This is a genomic window from Clostridiales bacterium (assembly GCA_018333995.1).
Classification (GTDB): domain Bacteria; phylum Actinomycetota; class Coriobacteriia; order Anaerosomatales; family SLCP01; genus JAGXSG01.
This window is the reverse complement of sequence record JAGXSG010000007.1, coordinates 128,304-146,799: the sequence shown is the minus strand read 5'-3', so window position 1 is coordinate 146,799 and position 18,496 is coordinate 128,304. Positions and strand designations below refer to the sequence as shown.

Annotated in this window: 18 protein-coding genes; 2 read left to right on the top strand and 16 right to left on the bottom strand. The window is 63.5% G+C overall.

Annotated elements, in window-relative coordinates:
- Positions 1 to 26: 26 nt before the first annotated feature.
- Positions 27 to 959 carry a deoxyribonuclease IV gene (locus tag KGZ40_02170; GenBank protein MBS3956331.1) on the bottom strand — a complete coding sequence of 311 codons (933 nt, stop codon included), beginning with the start codon at positions 957 to 959 and terminating at the stop codon, positions 27 to 29.
- A gap of 44 nt (positions 960 to 1,003) precedes the next feature.
- Between KGZ40_02170 and dinB the strand changes: the two genes are divergently transcribed.
- Positions 1,004 to 2,203 carry a DNA polymerase IV gene (gene dinB, locus KGZ40_02165; protein ID MBS3956330.1) on the top strand — a complete coding sequence of 400 codons (1,200 nt, stop codon included), beginning with the start codon at positions 1,004 to 1,006 and terminating at the stop codon, positions 2,201 to 2,203.
- Positions 2,204 to 2,241: 38 nt separating this feature from the next.
- Entirely contained in the window at positions 2,242 to 2,664 is a 423-nt protein-coding gene (locus KGZ40_02160) for a hypothetical protein (protein ID MBS3956329.1), read from the top strand.
- A gap of 16 nt (positions 2,665 to 2,680) precedes the next feature.
- Here the strand turns inward: KGZ40_02160 and KGZ40_02155 are convergent, their stop codons facing one another.
- From KGZ40_02155 to KGZ40_02085, 15 genes are all read right to left on the bottom strand, one after another.
- Positions 2,681 to 6,052 (bottom strand): DNA polymerase III subunit alpha, encoded by a 3,372-nt coding sequence (locus KGZ40_02155; GenBank protein ID MBS3956328.1) that lies wholly within the window; start codon positions 6,050 to 6,052, stop codon positions 2,681 to 2,683.
- Between the two features lie 16 nt (positions 6,053 to 6,068).
- Positions 6,069 to 6,488 carry a hypothetical protein gene (locus tag KGZ40_02150; protein MBS3956327.1) on the bottom strand — a complete coding sequence of 140 codons (420 nt, stop codon included), beginning with the start codon at positions 6,486 to 6,488 and terminating at the stop codon, positions 6,069 to 6,071.
- 123 nt (positions 6,489 to 6,611) lie between these two features.
- Positions 6,612 to 7,898, bottom strand: a complete 1,287-nt coding sequence (locus tag KGZ40_02145) for an OFA family MFS transporter (GenBank protein ID MBS3956326.1) — start codon at positions 7,896 to 7,898, stop codon at positions 6,612 to 6,614.
- 345 nt (positions 7,899 to 8,243) lie between these two features.
- Positions 8,244 to 9,329, bottom strand: coding sequence for a beta-lactamase family protein (locus KGZ40_02140; GenBank protein MBS3956325.1), 1,086 nt, complete (start codon positions 9,327 to 9,329; stop codon positions 8,244 to 8,246).
- Between the two features lie 88 nt (positions 9,330 to 9,417).
- Positions 9,418 to 10,077: a metal-dependent transcriptional regulator gene (locus tag KGZ40_02135; GenBank protein ID MBS3956324.1), complete on the bottom strand. Its 660-nt coding sequence runs from the start codon at positions 10,075 to 10,077 to the stop codon at positions 9,418 to 9,420.
- 491 nt (positions 10,078 to 10,568) lie between these two features.
- On the bottom strand, positions 10,569 to 10,934 hold the full coding sequence (queD, locus tag KGZ40_02130) for a 6-carboxytetrahydropterin synthase QueD (GenBank protein ID MBS3956323.1): 366 nt from the start codon (positions 10,932 to 10,934) through the stop codon (positions 10,569 to 10,571).
- 10 nt (positions 10,935 to 10,944) lie between these two features.
- Entirely contained in the window at positions 10,945 to 11,412 is a 468-nt protein-coding gene (locus KGZ40_02125; GenBank protein ID MBS3956322.1) for a ribonuclease HI family protein, read from the bottom strand.
- A complete protein-coding gene (locus KGZ40_02120; protein MBS3956321.1) occupies positions 11,405 to 12,130 on the bottom strand; it encodes a hypothetical protein in 726 nt (241 codons plus the stop codon). The genes KGZ40_02125 and KGZ40_02120 overlap by 8 nt, the downstream gene beginning before the upstream one ends.
- A 14-nt stretch (positions 12,131 to 12,144) precedes the next feature.
- Complete coding sequence (locus KGZ40_02115) at positions 12,145 to 13,260, bottom strand: Nif3-like dinuclear metal center hexameric protein (GenBank protein ID MBS3956320.1); 1,116 nt, start codon at positions 13,258 to 13,260, stop codon at positions 12,145 to 12,147.
- On the bottom strand, positions 13,257 to 14,054 hold the full coding sequence (locus tag KGZ40_02110) for a histidinol-phosphatase HisJ family protein (protein MBS3956319.1): 798 nt from the start codon (positions 14,052 to 14,054) through the stop codon (positions 13,257 to 13,259). The genes KGZ40_02115 and KGZ40_02110 overlap by 4 nt, the downstream gene beginning before the upstream one ends.
- Positions 14,051 to 15,139 (bottom strand): tRNA 2-thiouridine(34) synthase MnmA, encoded by a 1,089-nt coding sequence (gene mnmA, locus KGZ40_02105; GenBank protein ID MBS3956318.1) that lies wholly within the window; start codon positions 15,137 to 15,139, stop codon positions 14,051 to 14,053. Before mnmA ends, KGZ40_02110 begins: the two co-directional genes overlap by 4 nt.
- Before the next feature lie 10 nt (positions 15,140 to 15,149).
- On the bottom strand, positions 15,150 to 15,614 hold the full coding sequence (locus tag KGZ40_02100) for an iron-sulfur cluster assembly scaffold protein (protein ID MBS3956317.1): 465 nt from the start codon (positions 15,612 to 15,614) through the stop codon (positions 15,150 to 15,152).
- Between the two features lie 26 nt (positions 15,615 to 15,640).
- Positions 15,641 to 16,834, bottom strand: a complete 1,194-nt coding sequence (locus KGZ40_02095; GenBank protein ID MBS3956316.1) for a cysteine desulfurase — start codon at positions 16,832 to 16,834, stop codon at positions 15,641 to 15,643.
- On the bottom strand, positions 16,834 to 17,295 hold the full coding sequence (locus KGZ40_02090) for an Rrf2 family transcriptional regulator (GenBank protein MBS3956315.1): 462 nt from the start codon (positions 17,293 to 17,295) through the stop codon (positions 16,834 to 16,836). Before KGZ40_02090 ends, KGZ40_02095 begins: the two co-directional genes overlap by 1 nt.
- Before the next feature lie 114 nt (positions 17,296 to 17,409).
- A complete protein-coding gene (locus tag KGZ40_02085) occupies positions 17,410 to 18,183 on the bottom strand; it encodes a hypothetical protein (protein ID MBS3956314.1) in 774 nt (257 codons plus the stop codon).
- Positions 18,184 to 18,496: the final 313 nt, after the last annotated feature.

Below are 18,496 nucleotides of genomic sequence, written 5' to 3'. Positions count from 1 at the left end.
ATCACACTGACCTGTCATCGCGCCTCCTATGCTAGAGGCACACGCGTATGCGGGCAACCGTCGAGCTTGGCTGATCCGCTTGGCGCTCCTTTCGCGTCTGTCCTCAGGCGCTTGAGGCGTCCAATGTTCTCCATATCCTTTATCGGCACCTCGCCTGGCATCTCGGTGAGGATACACACGTCCTCGTCGAGCGGTGCTCCCAACATAGCCGAGAACCCCTGGTATCCGATGGTGCCATCGCCTATCCAGGCGTGACGGTCGCGCTTCGACCCGAACGGATACATCGCATCGTTCGCGTGCAGCGCGCGTATCACCCCTTCGCCGCAACCTGACTCAACAGCGGCAACGAGCGCGCGCCATGCATCCGGGCTGCTTACGTCGATACCCGCAACGTGGGCGTGGCAGGTATCGATGCACACTCCGAGTAGGGGCCGAACTTCAGGTGATGCGGCCGAGAAGACCGCGGCCAAGTCAGCGACGTCACGCCCGTACGTTCCACCGGCACCAGCGGTGTTCTCTAGCAAGAGCCGGGGGGTGCGCGCGCGGTCAGCTTCTACGCTCGCCTCGGCAAATGCTGCCTCGATTGCGCTTGCTATCCGCGAAGCGGCGCTACCGCGATCACCGTAGGGATCGGTACCGAGGTGCGTGATGACAGCGTCGGCGGCGAGCAGACGTGCGCGATCGATTTCATCGGCAAGGGCTTTGATCGAACGGGAACGCGCGTCCGGCTCGACAGCGGCGAGGTTGATCAGATACGCGGTGTGAGTGAACACCGCGTGTACGCCGTACTCGGCGCGATGCTGTGCGAACGCGCGGGACGCCTCGACATCGGGGGTCTTTCCCACCCACCTGCGAGGGCTCTTTGCGAAGACTTGCACGCACTCGCAGCCGACATCGCGCGCGTAGGCGAGCGCCGCGAGCGGGCCTTGGGCCATCGAGATGTGTGCGCCGATGCGCATGTGACTCCTTTAAGACGTCGTGGGCGGGTACACTGTGAAGCAGTATGGACGAGACGTCGACACCGTGGACAGGCCGAGCGATTCTTCACCTCGACATGGACGCGTTCTTCGCCGCCGTCGAGCAGCTCGACAATCCGGCTCTGCGTGGGATGCCCGTTATCGTGGGCGGCGACCCGGCTGGCCGGGGGGTTGTTTCGACCGCTTCGTACGAGGCGCGTGCCTTTGGGGTGCGCTCTGCGATGCCTGCCTCACGCGCCGCGTCGCTGTGTCCAGGGGCGATCTGGGTCAAACCACGATTCGGGCGCTACGCGGAGCTATCCGAAGCGGTGCGTCGCATTCTCGAAGCCGAGACGCCCTATCTCGAACCGGCGTCCATCGATGAGGCGTATGCCGACATTACTCCCGGCAGAACCGGCTCGCACCCGGTTGTTGTCGCTCGCCGTATTCAGACCGCCGTGGAACGGCTTGGCGTCACCTGCTCTATCGGGCTTGCGACTTCGAAGACGGTCGCGAAGATCGCTTCTGACCATGTGAAACCACGCGGATTGACCATCGTCGCCCCCGGAACGGAGAGCGCGTTTCTCGCGCAGCTTCCGGTTCGCGCGCTTCCGGGTATCGGTGCGGTGAGCGCTGAGCGGCTCGAGCGTGCTGGTGTCACCACGCTCGGCGTACTCGGCGCACTCGATCAGCTGACAGCAGGCGAGCTTCTCGGCTCGCACGGTTCTACTATGGTTGCTCGCGCAACCGGTGTCGACGACCGTCCGGTCGCTGTGCGTCAAGGCGCGAAGTCTGTTTCCAATGAGCGGACGTTCGCTGTCGACGTGCGCGAGGCCGCCGAGATTCGATCGGCCATCATCGCACTTGCACGAAAGGTCTCGGCGCGCCTGCGTCGCAAAACATCGGCTGGACGAACGGTGACTCTGAAAGTGCGATACAGTGATTTTACGACTCGCACCGCGCAGCGTACCCTTCCGGTGGCGACTGCTGATGCCGATGAGATCGTGGCAACAGCGCTCGACTTGCTTTCTGGAGTATGGTCTCCTGGCGTCGGGATCCGGCTGCTCGGAGTTGCCGTAAGCGGGTTCGAGACGCCATCGACCCAGCTCGATTTGCTCGGCGAGGTTGTCCACCACGAGAGTCGTGAACGTGAGCGGCTCGCGCGAAGCATCGAGTCGGTCAAGGAGCGGTTTGGCGAGGACGCGATTCGCTCAGGCAGGACGATAGGTGGACGCCCGACGCCGTGAAGCCGGTGTGACAATCGGGAAGATTACGGAGGATGTCGATGGTTACTCGGATCGCGATCGCTGCCGTGCTTGTGTCAATTGTCATGATCGGCGGATGCGGGCGGGAGAACGCTCCGTCCGTCACGCAACCTTCCGGGAGTACCCAGGCCGTTGATCCCCCCGGTCTCTATGAGATCGATGAGACGACCGTACGCGCGGTAGGCATCTTGGATCGTGTCGAACTAGAGGGTGGGTTTTGGGCGGTCACGGGCGTAGCGAGTTCCGACGGTGCCGAAAGCACGGTCATCGCCGTGATCGCCAACGCTGACACAATCGAGTCGGAACTGGCCAACTTGCGGGGCTTCTACGTCGAGGTGACCGGTCGTCGTTTCGACGGTGTCTCCATTCGTATGGCAGGACCTGAGATCATCGCCGATGAGGTCCGAGCTCTCGAAGGCGTCATCGAGGGCGACGCCGAGTAGCCGGCCAAAGCCGTCCTCACCCCGCCGCTTCCCACGAGTCTTCTTCAGGCGCGCCCGCCCCGCCGAGCGCAGGACCCATCGGACCGCTCGGCACGCCGCGCCGCAGGCGCACAGGGTCTCCTGCGGCGGTGCGCACGACGTACGGCACGACCGTCTTCGCGACGATAGCCAGACCGCGCTCCGGGTTGTTTTGGAGCACGCCTTCGATGAGGTAGCAGCGATGTTTCACGATCGTCTCCCCCGCCTTGTCGAGCACATCCTCGAAGATGACGATGTCGAGCAGACCGGTGGCATCCTCGAGCGTAAGAAAGCACGTGCGCCTGCCTGAGCGCGTGCGCGGCGTTTGCGCCCGCTCGCGCACCCCGCACACGCGGACACGCGTGCGGTCGGGTGTCGCGGGCAGGTCGCGCGCGAACGTCACCCCCCGAGCGTGAAGGTCGCTTTCGGCGATTTCGAGCGGGTGACACGTGAGCGACAGGCCGAGAAGTTCAAGCTCCGCCGAGAGACGCCGCACCGGCGACCAGCCGCTTACGTGCGCGGGATCCTCGATGGGGCGCGACGGTCCCGGCGCGAGGAGCAAGACGTCGTCGGCGGCACCGCTCTCGCGCGCGACCGTGGCTTTTAGCTCGGGCAGGAGTGCGAGCATCTCGTCGCGGCCGGGTGGCGTGCCGTGCTCGCTGACCCCGAGCCCGTCGAGCGCCCCCACGCGCACGAGGCTCTCAGCCTCCGAGAGCGTGGCGCGTGTGCGCCGCAGAAAGTCGCCGAGGTCACGGAAGGGTCGCACCGCCCGCTCGCGCTCGATAGCTGAGAGCAGCCGCGCACTCATCTCGTGGATGTCGCGCAGCCCCACACGGATGGCGGCACCGTCGCGCTCGACCGCGTAGCGGGCCGCAGACGAGTTCACGTGAGGCGCGAGCAGGCCGATCCCGTGGCGGCGCGCGTCGTTGACGACGAGTCGCGGCGTGTAGAACCCCATCGGTTCGTTGTTGAGGATTGCGCACGCGAGCTCGGCTGGGAAGTAGGTGCGCAGCCACGCGCTCGCGTACGAGACGATCGCGAAGCACGCCGCGTGCGCCTTGTTGAAACCGTAGGCGGCAAACCCTTCGAGCTGGCGGAATACCTCCTCGGCAACGTCGAAGGCGACCCCGCATCCGAGTGCGCGGTCGATGAAGTGGCCGCGGATCTGCACCATCTCGGCGCGGCTGCGGCCCTTGGTCATCGCGCGGCGAAGCGAGTCCGCCTCGGCGAGGTCGAACCCGGCGACGACACGCGCGACGAGCAGCACCTGCTCCTGGTAGATGATGACACCGTAGGAGTCTGCGAGCGGCTTTGCCATCGCGGGGTGCGGGACGGTGACGGGCTCGATGCCGTGCCGGCGGCGGATGAACGGCGTGATCATCTCGGCCTCAAGCGGACCGGGGCGGAAGAGCGAGATCGCCGCGACGATGTCGTCGAAACGCTCCGCGCGCAGGCGCGTGTTGAGGTTGCGCTGGCCGCTCGACTCGAGTTGGAAGACGCCCACGGTGTCGGCGCGCGCGATGAGGTCGTAGACGCGCGGGTCGTTTGGTGTGAGCTCGAAGGGCTCGGGCACGGCCTCCTCGCCGACGCGCGCGCGGGCGAGTTCGACCGCCTCGCTGATCGCCGAGTGCATGCGCAAACCGAGGATATCCATCTTCACGAGGCCGAGCGCCTCGATGTCATCCTTATCGTACTGACTGACGACCACGCCTTTGGCCGCCCACTGGAGCGGCGTCCACGTGCAGGTGGGCTCGCGCGTGATGATGAAGCCGCCGAGATGGGTGCCGAGGTGCATCGGGCACGCGTCGAGCTGTTCGGCGATTTCGACGATACGCGCGTGGCGTGTTTCGCGAAGTGGGTGGTTCGCGCACTCGGGGTAGGTCGCGAGCACTTCGCGCAGGTGGCGCGCGGCGACCCACGGCAGGTGCCGCGAGAACGCGTTGACCTCGGCGAGCGGGTGGCCAAACGCGCGAGCGGCCGTGCGCACCGCGCTGCGTGCCGTCATGGTGTTGACGGTCGCGACCATCGCGACGTGCTCGGTGCCAAAGCGCCGGTAGATAAAGTCGATGACCTCGTCGCGCCTGGCCGAGTCGAAGTCCACGTCGATGTCGGGCATCTGGCGGCGCGCGGGGTTCAAGAAGCGCTCGAAGAGCAGGTCGTAGGCGACCGGGTCGGCGTCGGTGATGCCGAGCACGTAGGAGACGATGCTGTCGCCCGCGCTCCCCCGCCCCGAGCAGCGGATGCCGCGCTCTTTCGCGAACCGCACGATCTCATCGACGATAAGGAAGTACTCCGAGAAGCCCAGCTCATCGATGATGGCCAGTTCGCGGACGAGCCGGGCGTGCGCCTCACCGTCACCGGGCCGGTAGCGCCAGGAAAGTCCCTCGTGAGAGCGCCGGGCGAGCGCGGAGGCGGCCGTCACGCCCGCAGGGAGATCGGCCGCCGGGAAGTGGAACTCGCCGAGCCCTAAGTCGAGATCGCAGCGCTCGGCGATTTCGAGCGTGGCGTCGCACGCGTGCTCGCGGCCGGCGAACAGGCGGCGCATCTCGGCAGCGGGCTTGAGCCACAGCTCCGCGTTGGACCGCTGAAGCGGCCCGGGCAGCACGCTGCGCGAGGAGGCCGAGGCGAGTACGTCGTGGATGCGGTGCCCAGCCGGAGTGAGGTAGTGGACGTTGTTGGTAGCAACCACCGGCAGGCCGCAGCTCTCCGCGAGCGAGGAGAGCGCGGAGAGATAGCGCGGAGAGTCGGGTGCGAGCAGGTGCATGAGTTCGACGTAGAACGCTCCGGGCTCGAAGCATGCCGCGAGGCGCTCGAGTGCCGCCCGCGCACGCGCCCGCCCGCTCCCGTCCGCGAGCACCGCGGAGCCCACCTCGCCGCCGGGACACCCGCTCATGCCGATGAGCCCCGCTGAGTGGCGCGCGAGGTCATCGAGGGTGACGAGACTAGGCTCGTTTTGTGCCCGTACATGTGCGCGGGAGAGCAGGCGGCAAAGCGAGCGGTAGCCGGTGATGTCGCGCGCGAGCAGCGTGATGTGGAAGCCGCCGTAGCCCGCACCCCGCCCGAAGCCCGCAGGCGGCGGGTACGCGAGCCGCTCGCGGGGCGGCAGGTCGCACTCGGTGGCGCCCGTGCCCACACCGGCGATGCCTGCCGTCTCGACGACCACCTCCGCGCCGATGATGGGACGGATGCCCGCGGCGCGCGCCGCCTGGTAGAAACGGATGGCGCCGGAAAGCCCTTGGTGGTCGGTGAGCGCGAGCGCGTCGAAGCCCAGCTCGGCGGCGCGACCTACGAGCGCGTCGATCGACGCCGCTCCGTCGCCAAAGCTGAAGTGCGAATGCACGTGCAGATGCGTGAAGGAAGAGCCGCTCACGAAGGTTTACCGGCCGCTAATCGAACACGCTAAGGAGGAGCCAGGTCCCGTTCACGCGATCGAACGCAAGGTCATACGTGGCGCCTCTGCCGGTGAGCACGCGCCAGCACCGCATGCTCACCACATTGACAGCGTCCCACCACGCGCGCTCGACCGCCCACATCTGCACTATGCTGTCGATATCGTAGACGCGTGCGCGCCACAAAAACGCTGTCGGCGCGCGGCGCGCGGCGTCCCACGTTACGGTGACTGGCTCGATAACGCGTTTGCCGAGCCCCGCGCTCCCAGGATGTGCGAGTTCAGCTGCGCGTACGAACCACGGAGTCGTGCGCAGGTCCGTGATGACAGGCGTGCGGCCTTCTCGGCTAGAGAACAGATCGTCAGCGCGCCCCTCGGCGAGCGGTGCATATTGCTTGATAGCGGTGTTGCGACCCACGGGAGACCTCTCGACCGGAGGACCCTACTATACCGAACATGTGTTCGATATATCAAGAGGATCCTCCGGCGGTGAGAGGGTATCGCCGACCTCACGATCAGCGGCGACGAACTGTGTGCTCCCCTACGGCAAGCGGTACTTCAGCTTGAAGGCGACCAGGCACAACAGCCACCCTACGATGGTGAACGTTCCTGCGACCGCGAACGGGACGATATACGTCCCCGCCCTGTCGTAGAGAAGCGCTCCTGTCATCGGACCAAAGAACGCTGAAACACCGAACGCCGTGAAGATTCCTCCATACACGGCCCCGAGGTTCTTCGCCCCGAACGACACAGTCGCGAGGACGGGAAAGAGGCCTAGCGTGACGGCAAACCCGATACCGAGCACGAACGCGCATGCGTACAGCGTGACGGCGTTCGTCGCGACGGTGTTGAAAGCCAGGTAGGTCGCGGCGGTCACGACATAGGTCACAAGCATCACGTTGACAGGGCCAAACCGCTCCGCGACCAGACCCGCGATTGGCCTGCCAAACCCGTTTGCGAGACCAAAGAACACCATGGCGAGCGCAGCGTCAGCTGGCTCAAGACCGATGAGCTTTCCATACGGCGTCACGTGCGTCATCGCCATGAGCCCACCGAAGATGATGGCGGCGAAGCCGAGCCACAACAGGTAGAACAGCGGCGTCCGGAGGGCATCTTTAAGGGTTGTCTCCGAGCGGGACGCGAGGATGTTTACTCCGCCGTTGACCTTCGAAGCATTGCTCTGTGTGGTCGTTGGCGTCCAGTCAGGCGCCGGAAGCCTCATCAACCACGCGGCGAAGAACGTCACCGTGCTTGTCACGATCCCGAGGAGAAGGAACGTGTTTTCTATCCCGACGGTACCGATGAGTCTCGTGATCCAGGGAGCGAAAATAACCGACGCGATCCCGAATCCAACAAGTCCGAGCGTGATCGGAAACCCTGGCCGGTCCGGGAACCACTTCCTGATGGTGGGGACCGCGACACAGTACGCGAGCCCGCAGCCAAATCCTCCGATGACCCCATACGTAAACACCAGCCACCACGGGGACGCAACCGCGCCGACCTGCGAGGCAAGCAGGTATCCCACCAGGAACAGCGCACCTCCTGTTGCTGCGACCTTACGAGGTCCGTGCCGATCCTGAAGGATCCCGCCGACGATCATCGATATACTGAACACGGCCAGATAGATCGAGACGGGCAGCGCCGCCTGCGCACGAACCCAGCCAAACTGTGTCTCCAGCGGGACGATGAAGACGCCCCACGCGTATGCAATCCCACCCATCAAAGTCAGAAGCAGGCCAGCGACGGGAATCGTCCACCGGGAGAGTACATACGTAGGAGCGACGAGAACGGGTGTTGGCGTCGCGGCCTCGGCTTGAGAGACAGACATCGTGATCGTTCCTTCCCGAACGGCAAAGCGCAGCTCCAGTGTGCAGCTGTCCCGTGCCGCTCTGACTCGAGAGACCATTTCATGAGCCGACTGCCGTGCCGTCGTGTGCCTGAATACACTGCGGAGCGGAAGTCGTTGACAGAGCGTACGCAACAGGAGTGAGCAAGAGGAAGACACGTCCCGGCAGACGGTCACATGCTTCGGCCAAAGGTGCATGTGAAGCGGTTCGTGGTGATACGTGAACACTGGTTCACTCTAAGTAGCCGCTGGCCGAGGTTTCGGTACCGTTCGCCAAGCGCTACGCCAGATTAGAAGTGATGATGGTCTGTCACGATTGGGACGGGGCTACGCTTGCCACGCATCCTCACAGCTCAGGACCATCCTGACCATTAGGTTGTACGACAGGCTGCGCTTCTTGATCTGGTTGATCGTCCCTGACACGTATAGATCGAGCTTCGGAACGTAGAACAGTACCGCGCCGGATGCCCCTGAGTGCCCCACCATAAACGGCACCTTCCGAAAGATCGTGTAGTAGCGCGGGAGAGCGAACCGCATGAGGCCCACGCCGTACTCGAGCGGGGGGAATATCGGGGTCCATCGCTGCTGCATCTCATCAAGGTACTCGACTGGGAACAGATGTCCGCGCATGAACGCACGCAAAAAGACGAGGCCGTCTCCGGCGGTCGAAACCATGCCTCCGTCAGCGCGAACCGACGCCATCGCCTTGGGGATCCGCACCAGGCACGCGCCGTGCAACATCGCGGCCACACTGTCATATCGATCGATGGTTTCGCGGGTGAAGGGGTAGGTGTCGCTTAGCCCTAGCGGACTGAGGATGCGCTCAAAGAGCGCCTCCTCGTAGCTGCAACCAGTGACTGCCTCGATTACAGCGCCAAGAATCTGGAAGTTGGTGTCCGAGTAAAAGGCCTTACCAGGAGTTCCAGGTGCAAACCGCGGGATCAGTTCGCTCCTCGTGATTCGCAAGACATCGTCGAGCGTCCACGAGAAGTCCTCGCGCAACGCGTGAGTAATCTGGCTGGAACCGTCTCCCCTTCGTTGCTCGAAGTAATCCGCGATACCCGAGGTATGGCTCAGCAGCTGGCGAAGCGTGATCACACCGCTCGAATCGACCCCATTCAGGACATGGATGCCGCTCATCAGTGAATCGCCAACGTACGTGACCACCGGTACGTCGAGATCAACCGAACTCTCGTTGCGCAGCTGCATGACAAGCGCGGTCACATAGAGCTTCGTGGTGCTCGCGATGAAGTACTGCTCAGGAGAGCCAGTTGATTCCCACTGCCAGTCGAAGTTATGACTTGGCGAGGAAAGTGCGAACCGCACATCGTTCGTGTCGCTTCGAGCGTCATAGCGAGCGGCAAGCCTACCGAGCTTCGATTCAAGCGGCGCACTCTCACTGGCGCCCTTCATCGTGATGCCCCTCCATGACAGTCGAGATGCCCTCGTCGAACCTCTCATCAACTCCGCAACGCGTAACTGACCAAAGTCCCGACTCCTCTTACGGGCGGCCGGTAGCCAGCTCCACCACGATCCGCTCGGCGACATCGCGTCCCAGTGCGTGAGTGACCCCATTTACCTCGACGAGCAGCGGTCCCTTAAACGGCGCGACCTCGCTCACGATCACCTCGGTTCCCGGATACATGCCGATGGAGCCCAGGTACGTGAGCATCGCATCATCGTCTTCCGGAACTTGGAGAATACGTGTGGCGCCACCGCGGTCAACATCGCTCAGCAGGCGCCCTTCAACCTTCTTGATTGCGCCGAGCGCGTCCGGAATGGGGTGACCGTGCGGACAGAACTCGGGACTGTCGAGAAACTCTTGCAATGCGTGCAATACCCGCGGTGAGAGCGCGTGCTCGAGCGCGCATGCGTCTTCGTGAGCGTCGTCCCACTTGATACCTAGCACGTCGACGAGAAACCTCTCAGCGATACGGTGCCTTCGTATGATGTCGACCGCGATTGTGGTACCTTCGCCGGTAAGTACGACTCCGCCGTTTGACCGGGTGATCAGTCCACGCGATTCCAGTCGCTTCAGGGTCGCGGTCACCGTCGGTCCGGAGACGCCGAGTTGCTCGGCGATGGGGGTCGGGCGGACCTGACCGCGCTCTGATAGCTTGTAGATGACTTCGAGGTACTCTTCGAGTGTCGGGGTAGGCATAGCGGTCCCTCCCTTCACACGTGTGGCCGAGTCAGAGTGGTGTGTACTGACTGAATGACTTCTGTTAGGTCATTCTAAGGGATTCGGTCAGTACGTCCATAGGCCGACACGCGGTACTCGTGAGAAATTTGCCGTCTAGTCCTTGAATGGTACCGCTCGGCGTGCGTCTGCTACCGTTCGGCGTGTTCTGAAAGAAATCTTTGAAATCCTCTTGACCCTCGGTTCGCGTGCCTGTAGTGTGACAGCTGTCCCGAGAAGTCGGATCGAGCGAGTTCCGAGGGACGGCGTACCAGTAGCCGCCGGCGGGAAGCCGAGAGCAAGGGCACGACGCAAGTTGGCCTGAGCGACACGGTTTCGCAATGGAGGGAAACGGGAAGTCGTCCGGTAGGTACCACGCAGACGAGGTTTCTCGGGACACTCTTTGTTTGGCACAACTCCCCCACCCAGATACTTGCGCGCGGAGTCCGTGCCATACCCTCGCATCGCCGGTGTTACCTCCGGTACACGATTTTCGCGACCGGAGACTCCCACACCGCCACCTCCGTGACGGTCACCTCCGGACCCACACGCGCACTGAGCGCCTCGAATACGACTCGCGCGAGGTTTTCCGCTGTGGGATTGAGAGTGTCAAACGGCGTGACTTCGTTTAGGTACGCGTGGTCATACGGCTCGAGCACCGAAGCGAGATCGCTCTTCAGGCGCTTGAAGTCGTAGACAATACCAACCTCATCGAGGTGTTCGCCCCGCACGCAGACTTCGACGTCCCACGTGTGACCATGGAGCTCACGGCACTCTCCCGGGTACCCGTAAAGCGCGTGAGCCGCGTCGAAGTGCCCCTTGACGGTGAGCTCGTACACGTTGACCTCCTCAGAAGAGCGTTCCTTGTGGTCCGCGAGCATCGCCGGGCGCGTCACCCACGTCCGCCTCGGCATCCATGGCGTCGTTTGCCATTTGGTCCGCGTCACGGTTGTCCTCGCGACGCACGTGCGTGAACCGCACGCGTGTAAACCGTGAGGCGAGAGCCGAAGCCTCTAAGAAGAGAGGCTTGAGGTTCTCGTTCTTGACTCGATAGCGGCCGGTCATCTGCCGTACGATGAGTTCGCTGTCCGAGCGCACCTCGACCGAAACGCATCCCGCAGCCAGCGCGGCGGTCAGACCGCAGATGACGCCGTGGTATTCCGCTACGTTGTTGGTCGCCACGCCGAGAAATTTCCCGCCCGAAGACAGCGCTTTTCCCGTCTCGCCCACCAGGACCCACCCCGCCCCGGCCAAGCCTGGGTTGCCCCGCGCACCGCCGTCAGTGTAGATGACGCAAGCTGGACGGCCCTCACTCATCGTCAAAGCCTCGAACTACGATTAGACGCCTGCATGTCGGACACACGCCCACATCCGGCCCGCCGAGCAGCTCGTGCACTCGCTCACGTGGCAGGTCTACGCGACACGCGGTGCACATTGTGTTGTCCAGCCGCGCGGCGCCGATTCCTCCCTTGGCCGCGCGAACGGACTCGTAGCGTTCACGGAGAGCGGCGCCAAGGACCGTTGCGAGCGCGTCACGTTCTTGGCGCCGTCGCTCAAGGGTGCGCTGGAGCTCTCCTCCCTTAACACGGAACTCATCGATTAGCGCCGACTCCTGAGAGCTTAGCGCGGAAAGCGCAGCGTCGATCTTTTCCGCCTGCCCGAGGGCCTTTTCATGTCGTTCCATCGTCTGCAAGGCATCGTTTTCGAGCTTGTCCTTGCGCCGCTTGAGCGCGTCCATTTCGCGTGCCAAGTTGTGGACTTCCTTGGGGTTTGTGACTCCGCCAGAGTCGAGTACCGCCTGGACGCCGGTGATCTTTGCGTCAATCAAAGCGATCTCATCGTTGGTAGCCGCAATGGCCAGTTCGTGACGGTGGGCAAGCCCCTCCGCCTTTGCGCGCAACTGCCTGACCTGCTCGGCTTTGTGACGCAACTCGAGGATCGCGCGCTTTTCGGGAAGCTCATCGAGACGCTTCTCGTCGCGGCGGATCTCAAGGTCGTGCTCTTGCAGGTCGAGCAAGATACGCGCCTGGTGCATCCCACCATCTCCTGTCACGGTGTCCAGTACCCTGGTGCCGGGCGGTCAACAATCACGTTTGCGGAGTCGAGTCCCGGCGTTGTCCGTACCGCTTCGGCAAGTACGGGGACAAGCGGCCGCTCGGAGGCGTCGTGACCCAGCTCGATTATCGCGAGCCCGGCTTCGACGGCGCTCGCCGCGTCATGATAGCGCACCTCACCGGCAACGAGCGCTTCGGCTCCCGCCGAGAGTGCGGAATCCACGAGTGATCCCGCCGAGCCCGTTACCACCGCCACTCTCTGAACCCGGTGGTCATGCGTGCCGCGGACACGCGCCGCACAGCACGCAAGTCTTCCGGCGAGTGCGGCAAACTCCGAGAGCGTCATCGCCTGATCGAGATCGCATACGCGCCCCATCCGCGCGTCTCCGCGCGCAATCACTGCATCCGTCACGACCACGAGGGGCTCCTCGTAAGGGTGGGCGTCGCGAACAGCGGCGATCACCGACGGCGCAAGCGACCTGGGACACACCACTTCGAGGCGGGTCTCGTTCACGCTAGTGGGCGATCCGGGTGAGCCAATTGCGGGACGCGAACCATCCCTCGGAGTGAAAGATCCGGTTCCCTCGACAGAAAACGAGCATCCGTCGTATCGGCCGATTCTTCCCGCGCCAGCAGCCATCATAGCGCTTTTGACCTTTGCGAGGGCGTCGTGCGGGACGTACACCATCACAGACGACATCGGCAGCGCGGTCTGTTCGAGCGGGGCTCCACCCTCAAGACCGAGAAGTGCGGGCAGCGCGGTCGCGCCAGATGGGGCCCGGTCGAGATTGGTGTGGGCGACCACGACGGCGACACCTGCGGTCAATGCGTCGAAGAGCGGACCCGCGACGCTGGGAGTCAGGCGCTGCGGCGGGTCGAGAAACGGCGGATGGTGGGTAGCGATGACATTGGCCCCGAGCGCCAAAGCACGCGAGACGGCGCTACGAGTGAGATCGAGGGTCACGAGCACCCTTTCGCATCGTGACTCCGGATCGCCGGCGAGCAACCCGATCCGATCCCAGGACTCGGCCCACTCGGGCGGAAACGCATCGGCTACAGCGGACACGACGGATCCAACGGTGGGAACAACAGGCAAACTCGTGTGATTCACAGCGGCACCTCACGCTTCTCACGTCCGACGAAGTAGACGACGCGCGTATAGCCCGCGCGCACGAGCGCCTCGCGGACCGCATCAAGCCCAACACCGACCTCTTCGGGTGTGTGGGCGTCAGACGCGGTAGTGGCGGGGACTCCCGCTCTCGCGCACGCCGCAAGCAAGCCATGTCCAGGATAGATTTCGCTCACCGGTTTGCGCAGACCCGCGGAGGAAACTTCGATAGCCACACCCGTGCGTGCAAGCTGCGCGGCAACATCGTCGTACAGGGCAAGGGGCTCCTCGGCGGGCCTGTGACCGAACTTTTTGATGAGGTCAGGATGAGCGAGCACATCGTAGAGTCCGCTCGCGGCAGCGTCACAAAGCTCGGCAAAGTAGCGCTCCCACGCCTCGACGACGTCGCGCGAATCCCACATGTGGATGAGGTCGGGATCATCAAAGGTCCAGCCGTCGATCATGTGGACAGAGCCGAGGACGACGTCGAACTTGCGTCCTGCGAGCATGCCCTCGACGTGACCCGGGTGCGAGGGCAGCCAGTCGGCTTCGATCCCTACACACACGTGCACGCCGTCAGAGTTCGCCGCGACTTCGTGCAATTCCGCGAGATGGGTTTCGAATTCACTGATCGGCATCGCGTAGCACACTGCCGGGTCGAGGCCGGAAGGGAGCGGAAGGTGGTCGGTCAGTCCGATCACGTCGATACCGGCGATGCGGGCGGCCGCGACGTACTCCTCGGCGGTGCCTGTCGCATGACGGCATCGCCACGTGTGAGTGTGCAAGTCGATCCTCATCGCGTCTTGCTCGCCACCCCTCCTCCTACGACCGTGTCTCCCCGGTAGCATACGACAGCCTGCCCGGGTGCCACACCGGCAACCGGCATGTCGAGCTCGATACGCAGCGTGTCGACCCCATCGCCTCCACGCGGGCGCGCCGGTGTGAACGTGGCGATAGCCGAAACCGGTGCCATCCGATATCGCGTCTGTACGGTGACTTGCAGTCCTTCACGGTCAACGTCTTCGCCCAGTCCCCATACCGCGTCCGTCGCAACGACCAAGCGCTGTTCCAGGAGCGCTCTTGGCCCAACGTGCACCGTGTGTGCGGTCGCGTCGATCGCTGTGACGTAAAGCGGCTCTGACGAGGCGATTCCGAGTCCTTTTCGCTGGCCTACGGTGTAGCGGGCGATCCCGCGGTGGGAGCCGCGCACGACCCCGTGCTGATCGACGATCGGTCCTGCGGCAAGCGCATCCTTTACGCGAGCGCCTACGAACGCGGGCACTCCTGATGCGGGCACGAAGCATATCTCCTGCGAGTCGGCCCGCTCGGCGGTGGGCAGTCCCCAAGCGGCGGCTTTCGTGCGGACCTGCTCCTTGTGCATCTCCCCCACTGGGAAGACCACGTTATCGATCGCCGGGGACACGAGGCGATACAGGAAGTACGACTGGTCTTTGCCCGCGTCGGCGCCACGAGCGAGCCGCGCTTTTCCGGCGCCGTTACGTACGATTCGTGCGTAGTGTCCCGTAGCGAGCGCGTCCGCGCCGAGCGTTCTCACTCGTGCCAGGAGGACGGAAAACTTGACGTGGTCGTTACACGCGATGCAAGGGTTTGGCGTCATCCCCTGCGCGTACGCTCGTACAAACGGCTCGATAACGTGAGTCGAGAACACCTCACGCATGTTCAGCGTGTAGTGGGGCACGCCGAGCACATCACAGACACGACGCGCCGAGCGGACCGAGTCGTCTCCGCAGCACTGCCCGGGAGCGTCGCCTTCTGGCAAGAGCTGCATCGTGACACCGGTGACGTCGTGACCGGCCTCGACAAGGAGCGCCGCAGCAACCGACGAGTCAACCCCGCCACTCATCGCAACAAAAACTCTCATGGCGTGTCGGCTATCCTTCGACCTCGCACGCGTCGTCGTGATCCTCCGCGTGGGGATCGAAAGCCGGGTCGTCGTGGGCTATCGCGCCTGCCGCGATAGGCTCGCGTCCGTTGCGGACGAGAAAGTCGTCCACCGCCCTTTTCAGGCCGTCGGTCGCGAGCACGCTACAGTGCATTTTCGCAGGCGGCAGGCCGCCAAGTTCGTCGGCGACTTGCTTCTTGGTGATGGCTACCGCTTCCCCGAGCGTCATGCCACGTGCCATCTCAGTGACGATCGATGATGTGGCTATCGCCGCGCCGCATCCCAACGTCTGAAACCGGATGTCTTCGATGCGGTCATCTGCGACTTTAATCGAGATCTTCATCATGTCACCGCACACAGGGTTGCCTACCTCACCAACCCCGTCCGCGTCATCGAGTACCCCGACGTTGCGTGGATTGTTGAAGTGGTCCATGACTATGTCACTGTAGAGCACGGTACGATCCCTCTCTCTTCTGGGGTTTAGCGTTCCGGCGAACCGAACATCCGCCCATACACCGGCGACATCTCGCGAAGTCGCTTGACGATGGGCGGGAAGACCTCAAGAAAATACTCGACATCCGCGGCCGTTGTGAATCTTCCGGCCGACAAGCGCAGCGAGCCGTGGGCGAGTTCAGGAGGACATCCGATGGACAACAACACATGGCTCGGCTCCAGACTACCCGATGAGCACGCCGAGCCGGTCGACACGGCGATGCCCTTCGCGTCAAGTTGCAGTAGCATCGCCTCGCCTTCCACGCCCTTGATGATGAGGTGGGCGATGTTGGGCAGGCGCTCGGGATAAGAAGCGCTCAACTCCGTGTTCTCGAGCGTAGTGGTGATTCCTTCGACCAGGCGGTCCCTCAGAGCAGCCAAACGAGGGGACTCCTCGGCCATCTCGGCTGTCATGAACTCAGCGGCCGCGGCAAGACCGATCGCTCCCGCGACGTTTTGGGTCCCGCTTCTGCGTTTCGACTCCTGCCCGCCGCCACGAATGAGCGGGGCAAGCGGGGTGCGGCGCTTGATGTACAGCGCGCCGACACCCTTGGGCGCGTAGATCTTGTGTCCAGAAAAAGTGGCGGCGTCAACACCGAGTGCGCCGACGTCCAACGGCACCTTCCCGAGGGTCTGAGCGGCGTCGGTGTGCATGTACGCGCCACCCTCGTGCGCCACTTGGGCGATGCGGGCTATCGGCTGGAGCGTTCCGATCTCGTTGTTAGCGTGCATGACTGAAACGAGAACCGTGTCGGCGCGCATCGCGTCGCGGACATCGGCTGGATCGATGTAGCCTTCCGGACGCGGCTTGAGATAGGTCACGTCAAACCCGCGCTTCTCGAGTTCGTGCGCCGGCTCCAAAACCGCGTGGTGTTCGAATGCCGAGACAATCACGTGTCCGCCTTCTGGGCGTGCCCTGAGCGGAATGCCGAGAAGCGCCATGTTGTCGGCCTCAGTGCCGCCCGCGGTAAAGATGACCTCCCCGGGTTGCTCGGCGCCGATCACAGCTGCGAACCGCTCGCGAGCGTCCTCGAGGGCTGTGTACGCCTCCCGGCCCCGTTGATACAGACTGTTGGGATTGCCCCACTTCTCGGTGAGATACGGCATCATCGCATCGACGACGCGCGGGTCTACCGGCGTTGTTGCCGCGTAGTCCAAGTAGACATCACGAACCGCTTCCATCACGAGCCTCCCGAGTTCTTCGTGTCGCGAGCGGCGCGGGGAGCGTCAAGCCGCTCCTGGGCGCTTGCCAGCTCGGCGAGCGTAGTATTCTCAAACACTGAGCGGACCGCTTCGGTTGCACGCTCCCAGACAGCCGCCGCCGCACATGCCTCGTTCTTCCCGCACGAAGCGCCCCTGTCCCCGCCGCACACCGTGGTTTTCAGGGGTCCTTCGAGCGCTTCGACCACGTGCAGAACAGTGATCTGTGACGGATCACGAACGAGGATAAAGCCGCCCCGTGCTCCGCGGACAGCCGTGACGAGTCCGGCCTTGCGCAAGCCGGCGAATAGCTGCTCCAAGAACTTCGCCGGTATGACTTGACGCTCAGATATCTCGCGGGCGCTCACCGGGCTTACTCCACCACGGCACGCGAGATCCATCATCGCAAGCAGTCCGTACTCACTTTTGGCGGTAAGTCTCATTGACGCGGCTCCGGCACATTAATCCTTACCGATTCAGTATGATTTCTGCACGATACGCGCCGCTCACACGCGTGTCAAGGACACGCGTGAAAGGAGGATCGGGGCGGATAACGTTCAGGCGGTGGAATCGCCGGACTCGCGATTTGCGGAAGCGCTCAAGATGGAGAGCACCTCGCCGACGTCGATCCCAACGAGAGGACTCAGCAACACGAGGGCTCGAGCATGATCGATCGCCCCGCCTGCGACGAGAGTGCGAAGTTCCTGGAGATTGCCCACCGAAATTGTCCTCATCACGTCGTAGAGCCGACGGTGCCGGATGGCGACTTTGAACACGTCAGCCGCCTCCTGGGACTCTACAACAAGAAGTGCGGAGCTCTCGCTGTCAGCGGTCTCAAGCAGTCCCGCGATCTTATCTATCGCATCGGTTGCCGAGGCTACAGTGGGCACGCGTTCCACAATACGTGTGACGAGCGAGATGCCGGTAGGCGACAACCACACACCGCCTGGCGCGGTTTCAAAGCCCATGGCGCGCGCGAGCGCGTCTGCGCGGGCTCGCAATTCCGTTCTCGCACGAGTCACATCGTGGTCGTGTGGAGACTCGGGCGCAATCATGACATCCGGCAGCGCTTCGGCGAGATCTTCGCGTACCCGCCTCAGGGCGGCGGGATCGGCCAGTTCGCGCACGTCTGTGCCCAGGGCGTGTGATGCCTCCATCGTCAGCACCTCGGCAAGGCGAGGACTCCTGACCTTGAGCTCGATGCCAAAAATCTCCATCACCGTGTAGGCGTCGGAAGTCTCTTCATCGTGCGGCACACGGGAGTCTCCGAGAGCAGAGTTCACGTCTTGCGAGGTGTTCGCGGCGACGTCACGCTGGCCGGTATCGTCCATTGCGAATCTCCTATCGCCGCCACTCATCCAGAAATCTCACTCGTCGATAGTATACGACCGCACACAATCGCACACGGCCCCTTTACCGTATTGCTTCTACCGTTCGTCGAATCGAACACAGGGTCTCTTGTGTGCGCACGGTGCCTCTGATATGTTGTGACACCCGCCGCTCAGGCGGATCCCGTGCTCAACGGTCCACGGCTGACAACCACAGGGTGGTGAGAGCCCACTGGACACGGAGAAGGCCCCGCGACTGAATGGTTGCGGGGCTTTCTCGTAACCGGGCTACACGCCGAGCGCTCACGGAATCGTC

Bases quoted from the DNA above. Each gene is read 5' to 3' on its own strand.
- KGZ40_02170 (MBS3956331.1), bottom strand. From the start codon at position 959: ATGCGCATCGGCGCACACATCTCGATGGCCCAAGGCCCGCTCGCGGCG.
- dinB (MBS3956330.1), top strand. From the start codon at position 1,004: ATGGACGAGACGTCGACACCGTGGACAGGCCGAGCGATTCTTCACCTC.
- KGZ40_02160 (MBS3956329.1), top strand. From the start codon at position 2,242: ATGGTTACTCGGATCGCGATCGCTGCCGTGCTTGTGTCAATTGTCATG.
- KGZ40_02145 (MBS3956326.1), bottom strand. From the start codon at position 7,898: ATGTCTGTCTCTCAAGCCGAGGCCGCGACGCCAACACCCGTTCTCGTC.
- KGZ40_02140 (MBS3956325.1), bottom strand. From the start codon at position 9,329: ATGAAGGGCGCCAGTGAGAGTGCGCCGCTTGAATCGAAGCTCGGTAGG.
- KGZ40_02135 (MBS3956324.1), bottom strand. From the start codon at position 10,077: ATGCCTACCCCGACACTCGAAGAGTACCTCGAAGTCATCTACAAGCTA.
- KGZ40_02125 (MBS3956322.1), bottom strand. From the start codon at position 11,412: ATGAGTGAGGGCCGTCCAGCTTGCGTCATCTACACTGACGGCGGTGCG.
- KGZ40_02120 (MBS3956321.1), bottom strand. From the start codon at position 12,130: ATGCACCAGGCGCGTATCTTGCTCGACCTGCAAGAGCACGACCTTGAG.
- KGZ40_02110 (MBS3956319.1), bottom strand. From the start codon at position 14,054: ATGAGGATCGACTTGCACACTCACACGTGGCGATGCCGTCATGCGACA.
- mnmA (MBS3956318.1), bottom strand. From the start codon at position 15,139: ATGAGAGTTTTTGTTGCGATGAGTGGCGGGGTTGACTCGTCGGTTGCT.
- KGZ40_02095 (MBS3956316.1), bottom strand. From the start codon at position 16,834: ATGGAAGCGGTTCGTGATGTCTACTTGGACTACGCGGCAACAACGCCG.
- KGZ40_02090 (MBS3956315.1), bottom strand. From the start codon at position 17,295: ATGAGACTTACCGCCAAAAGTGAGTACGGACTGCTTGCGATGATGGAT.
- KGZ40_02085 (MBS3956314.1), bottom strand. From the start codon at position 18,183: ATGGACGATACCGGCCAGCGTGACGTCGCCGCGAACACCTCGCAAGAC.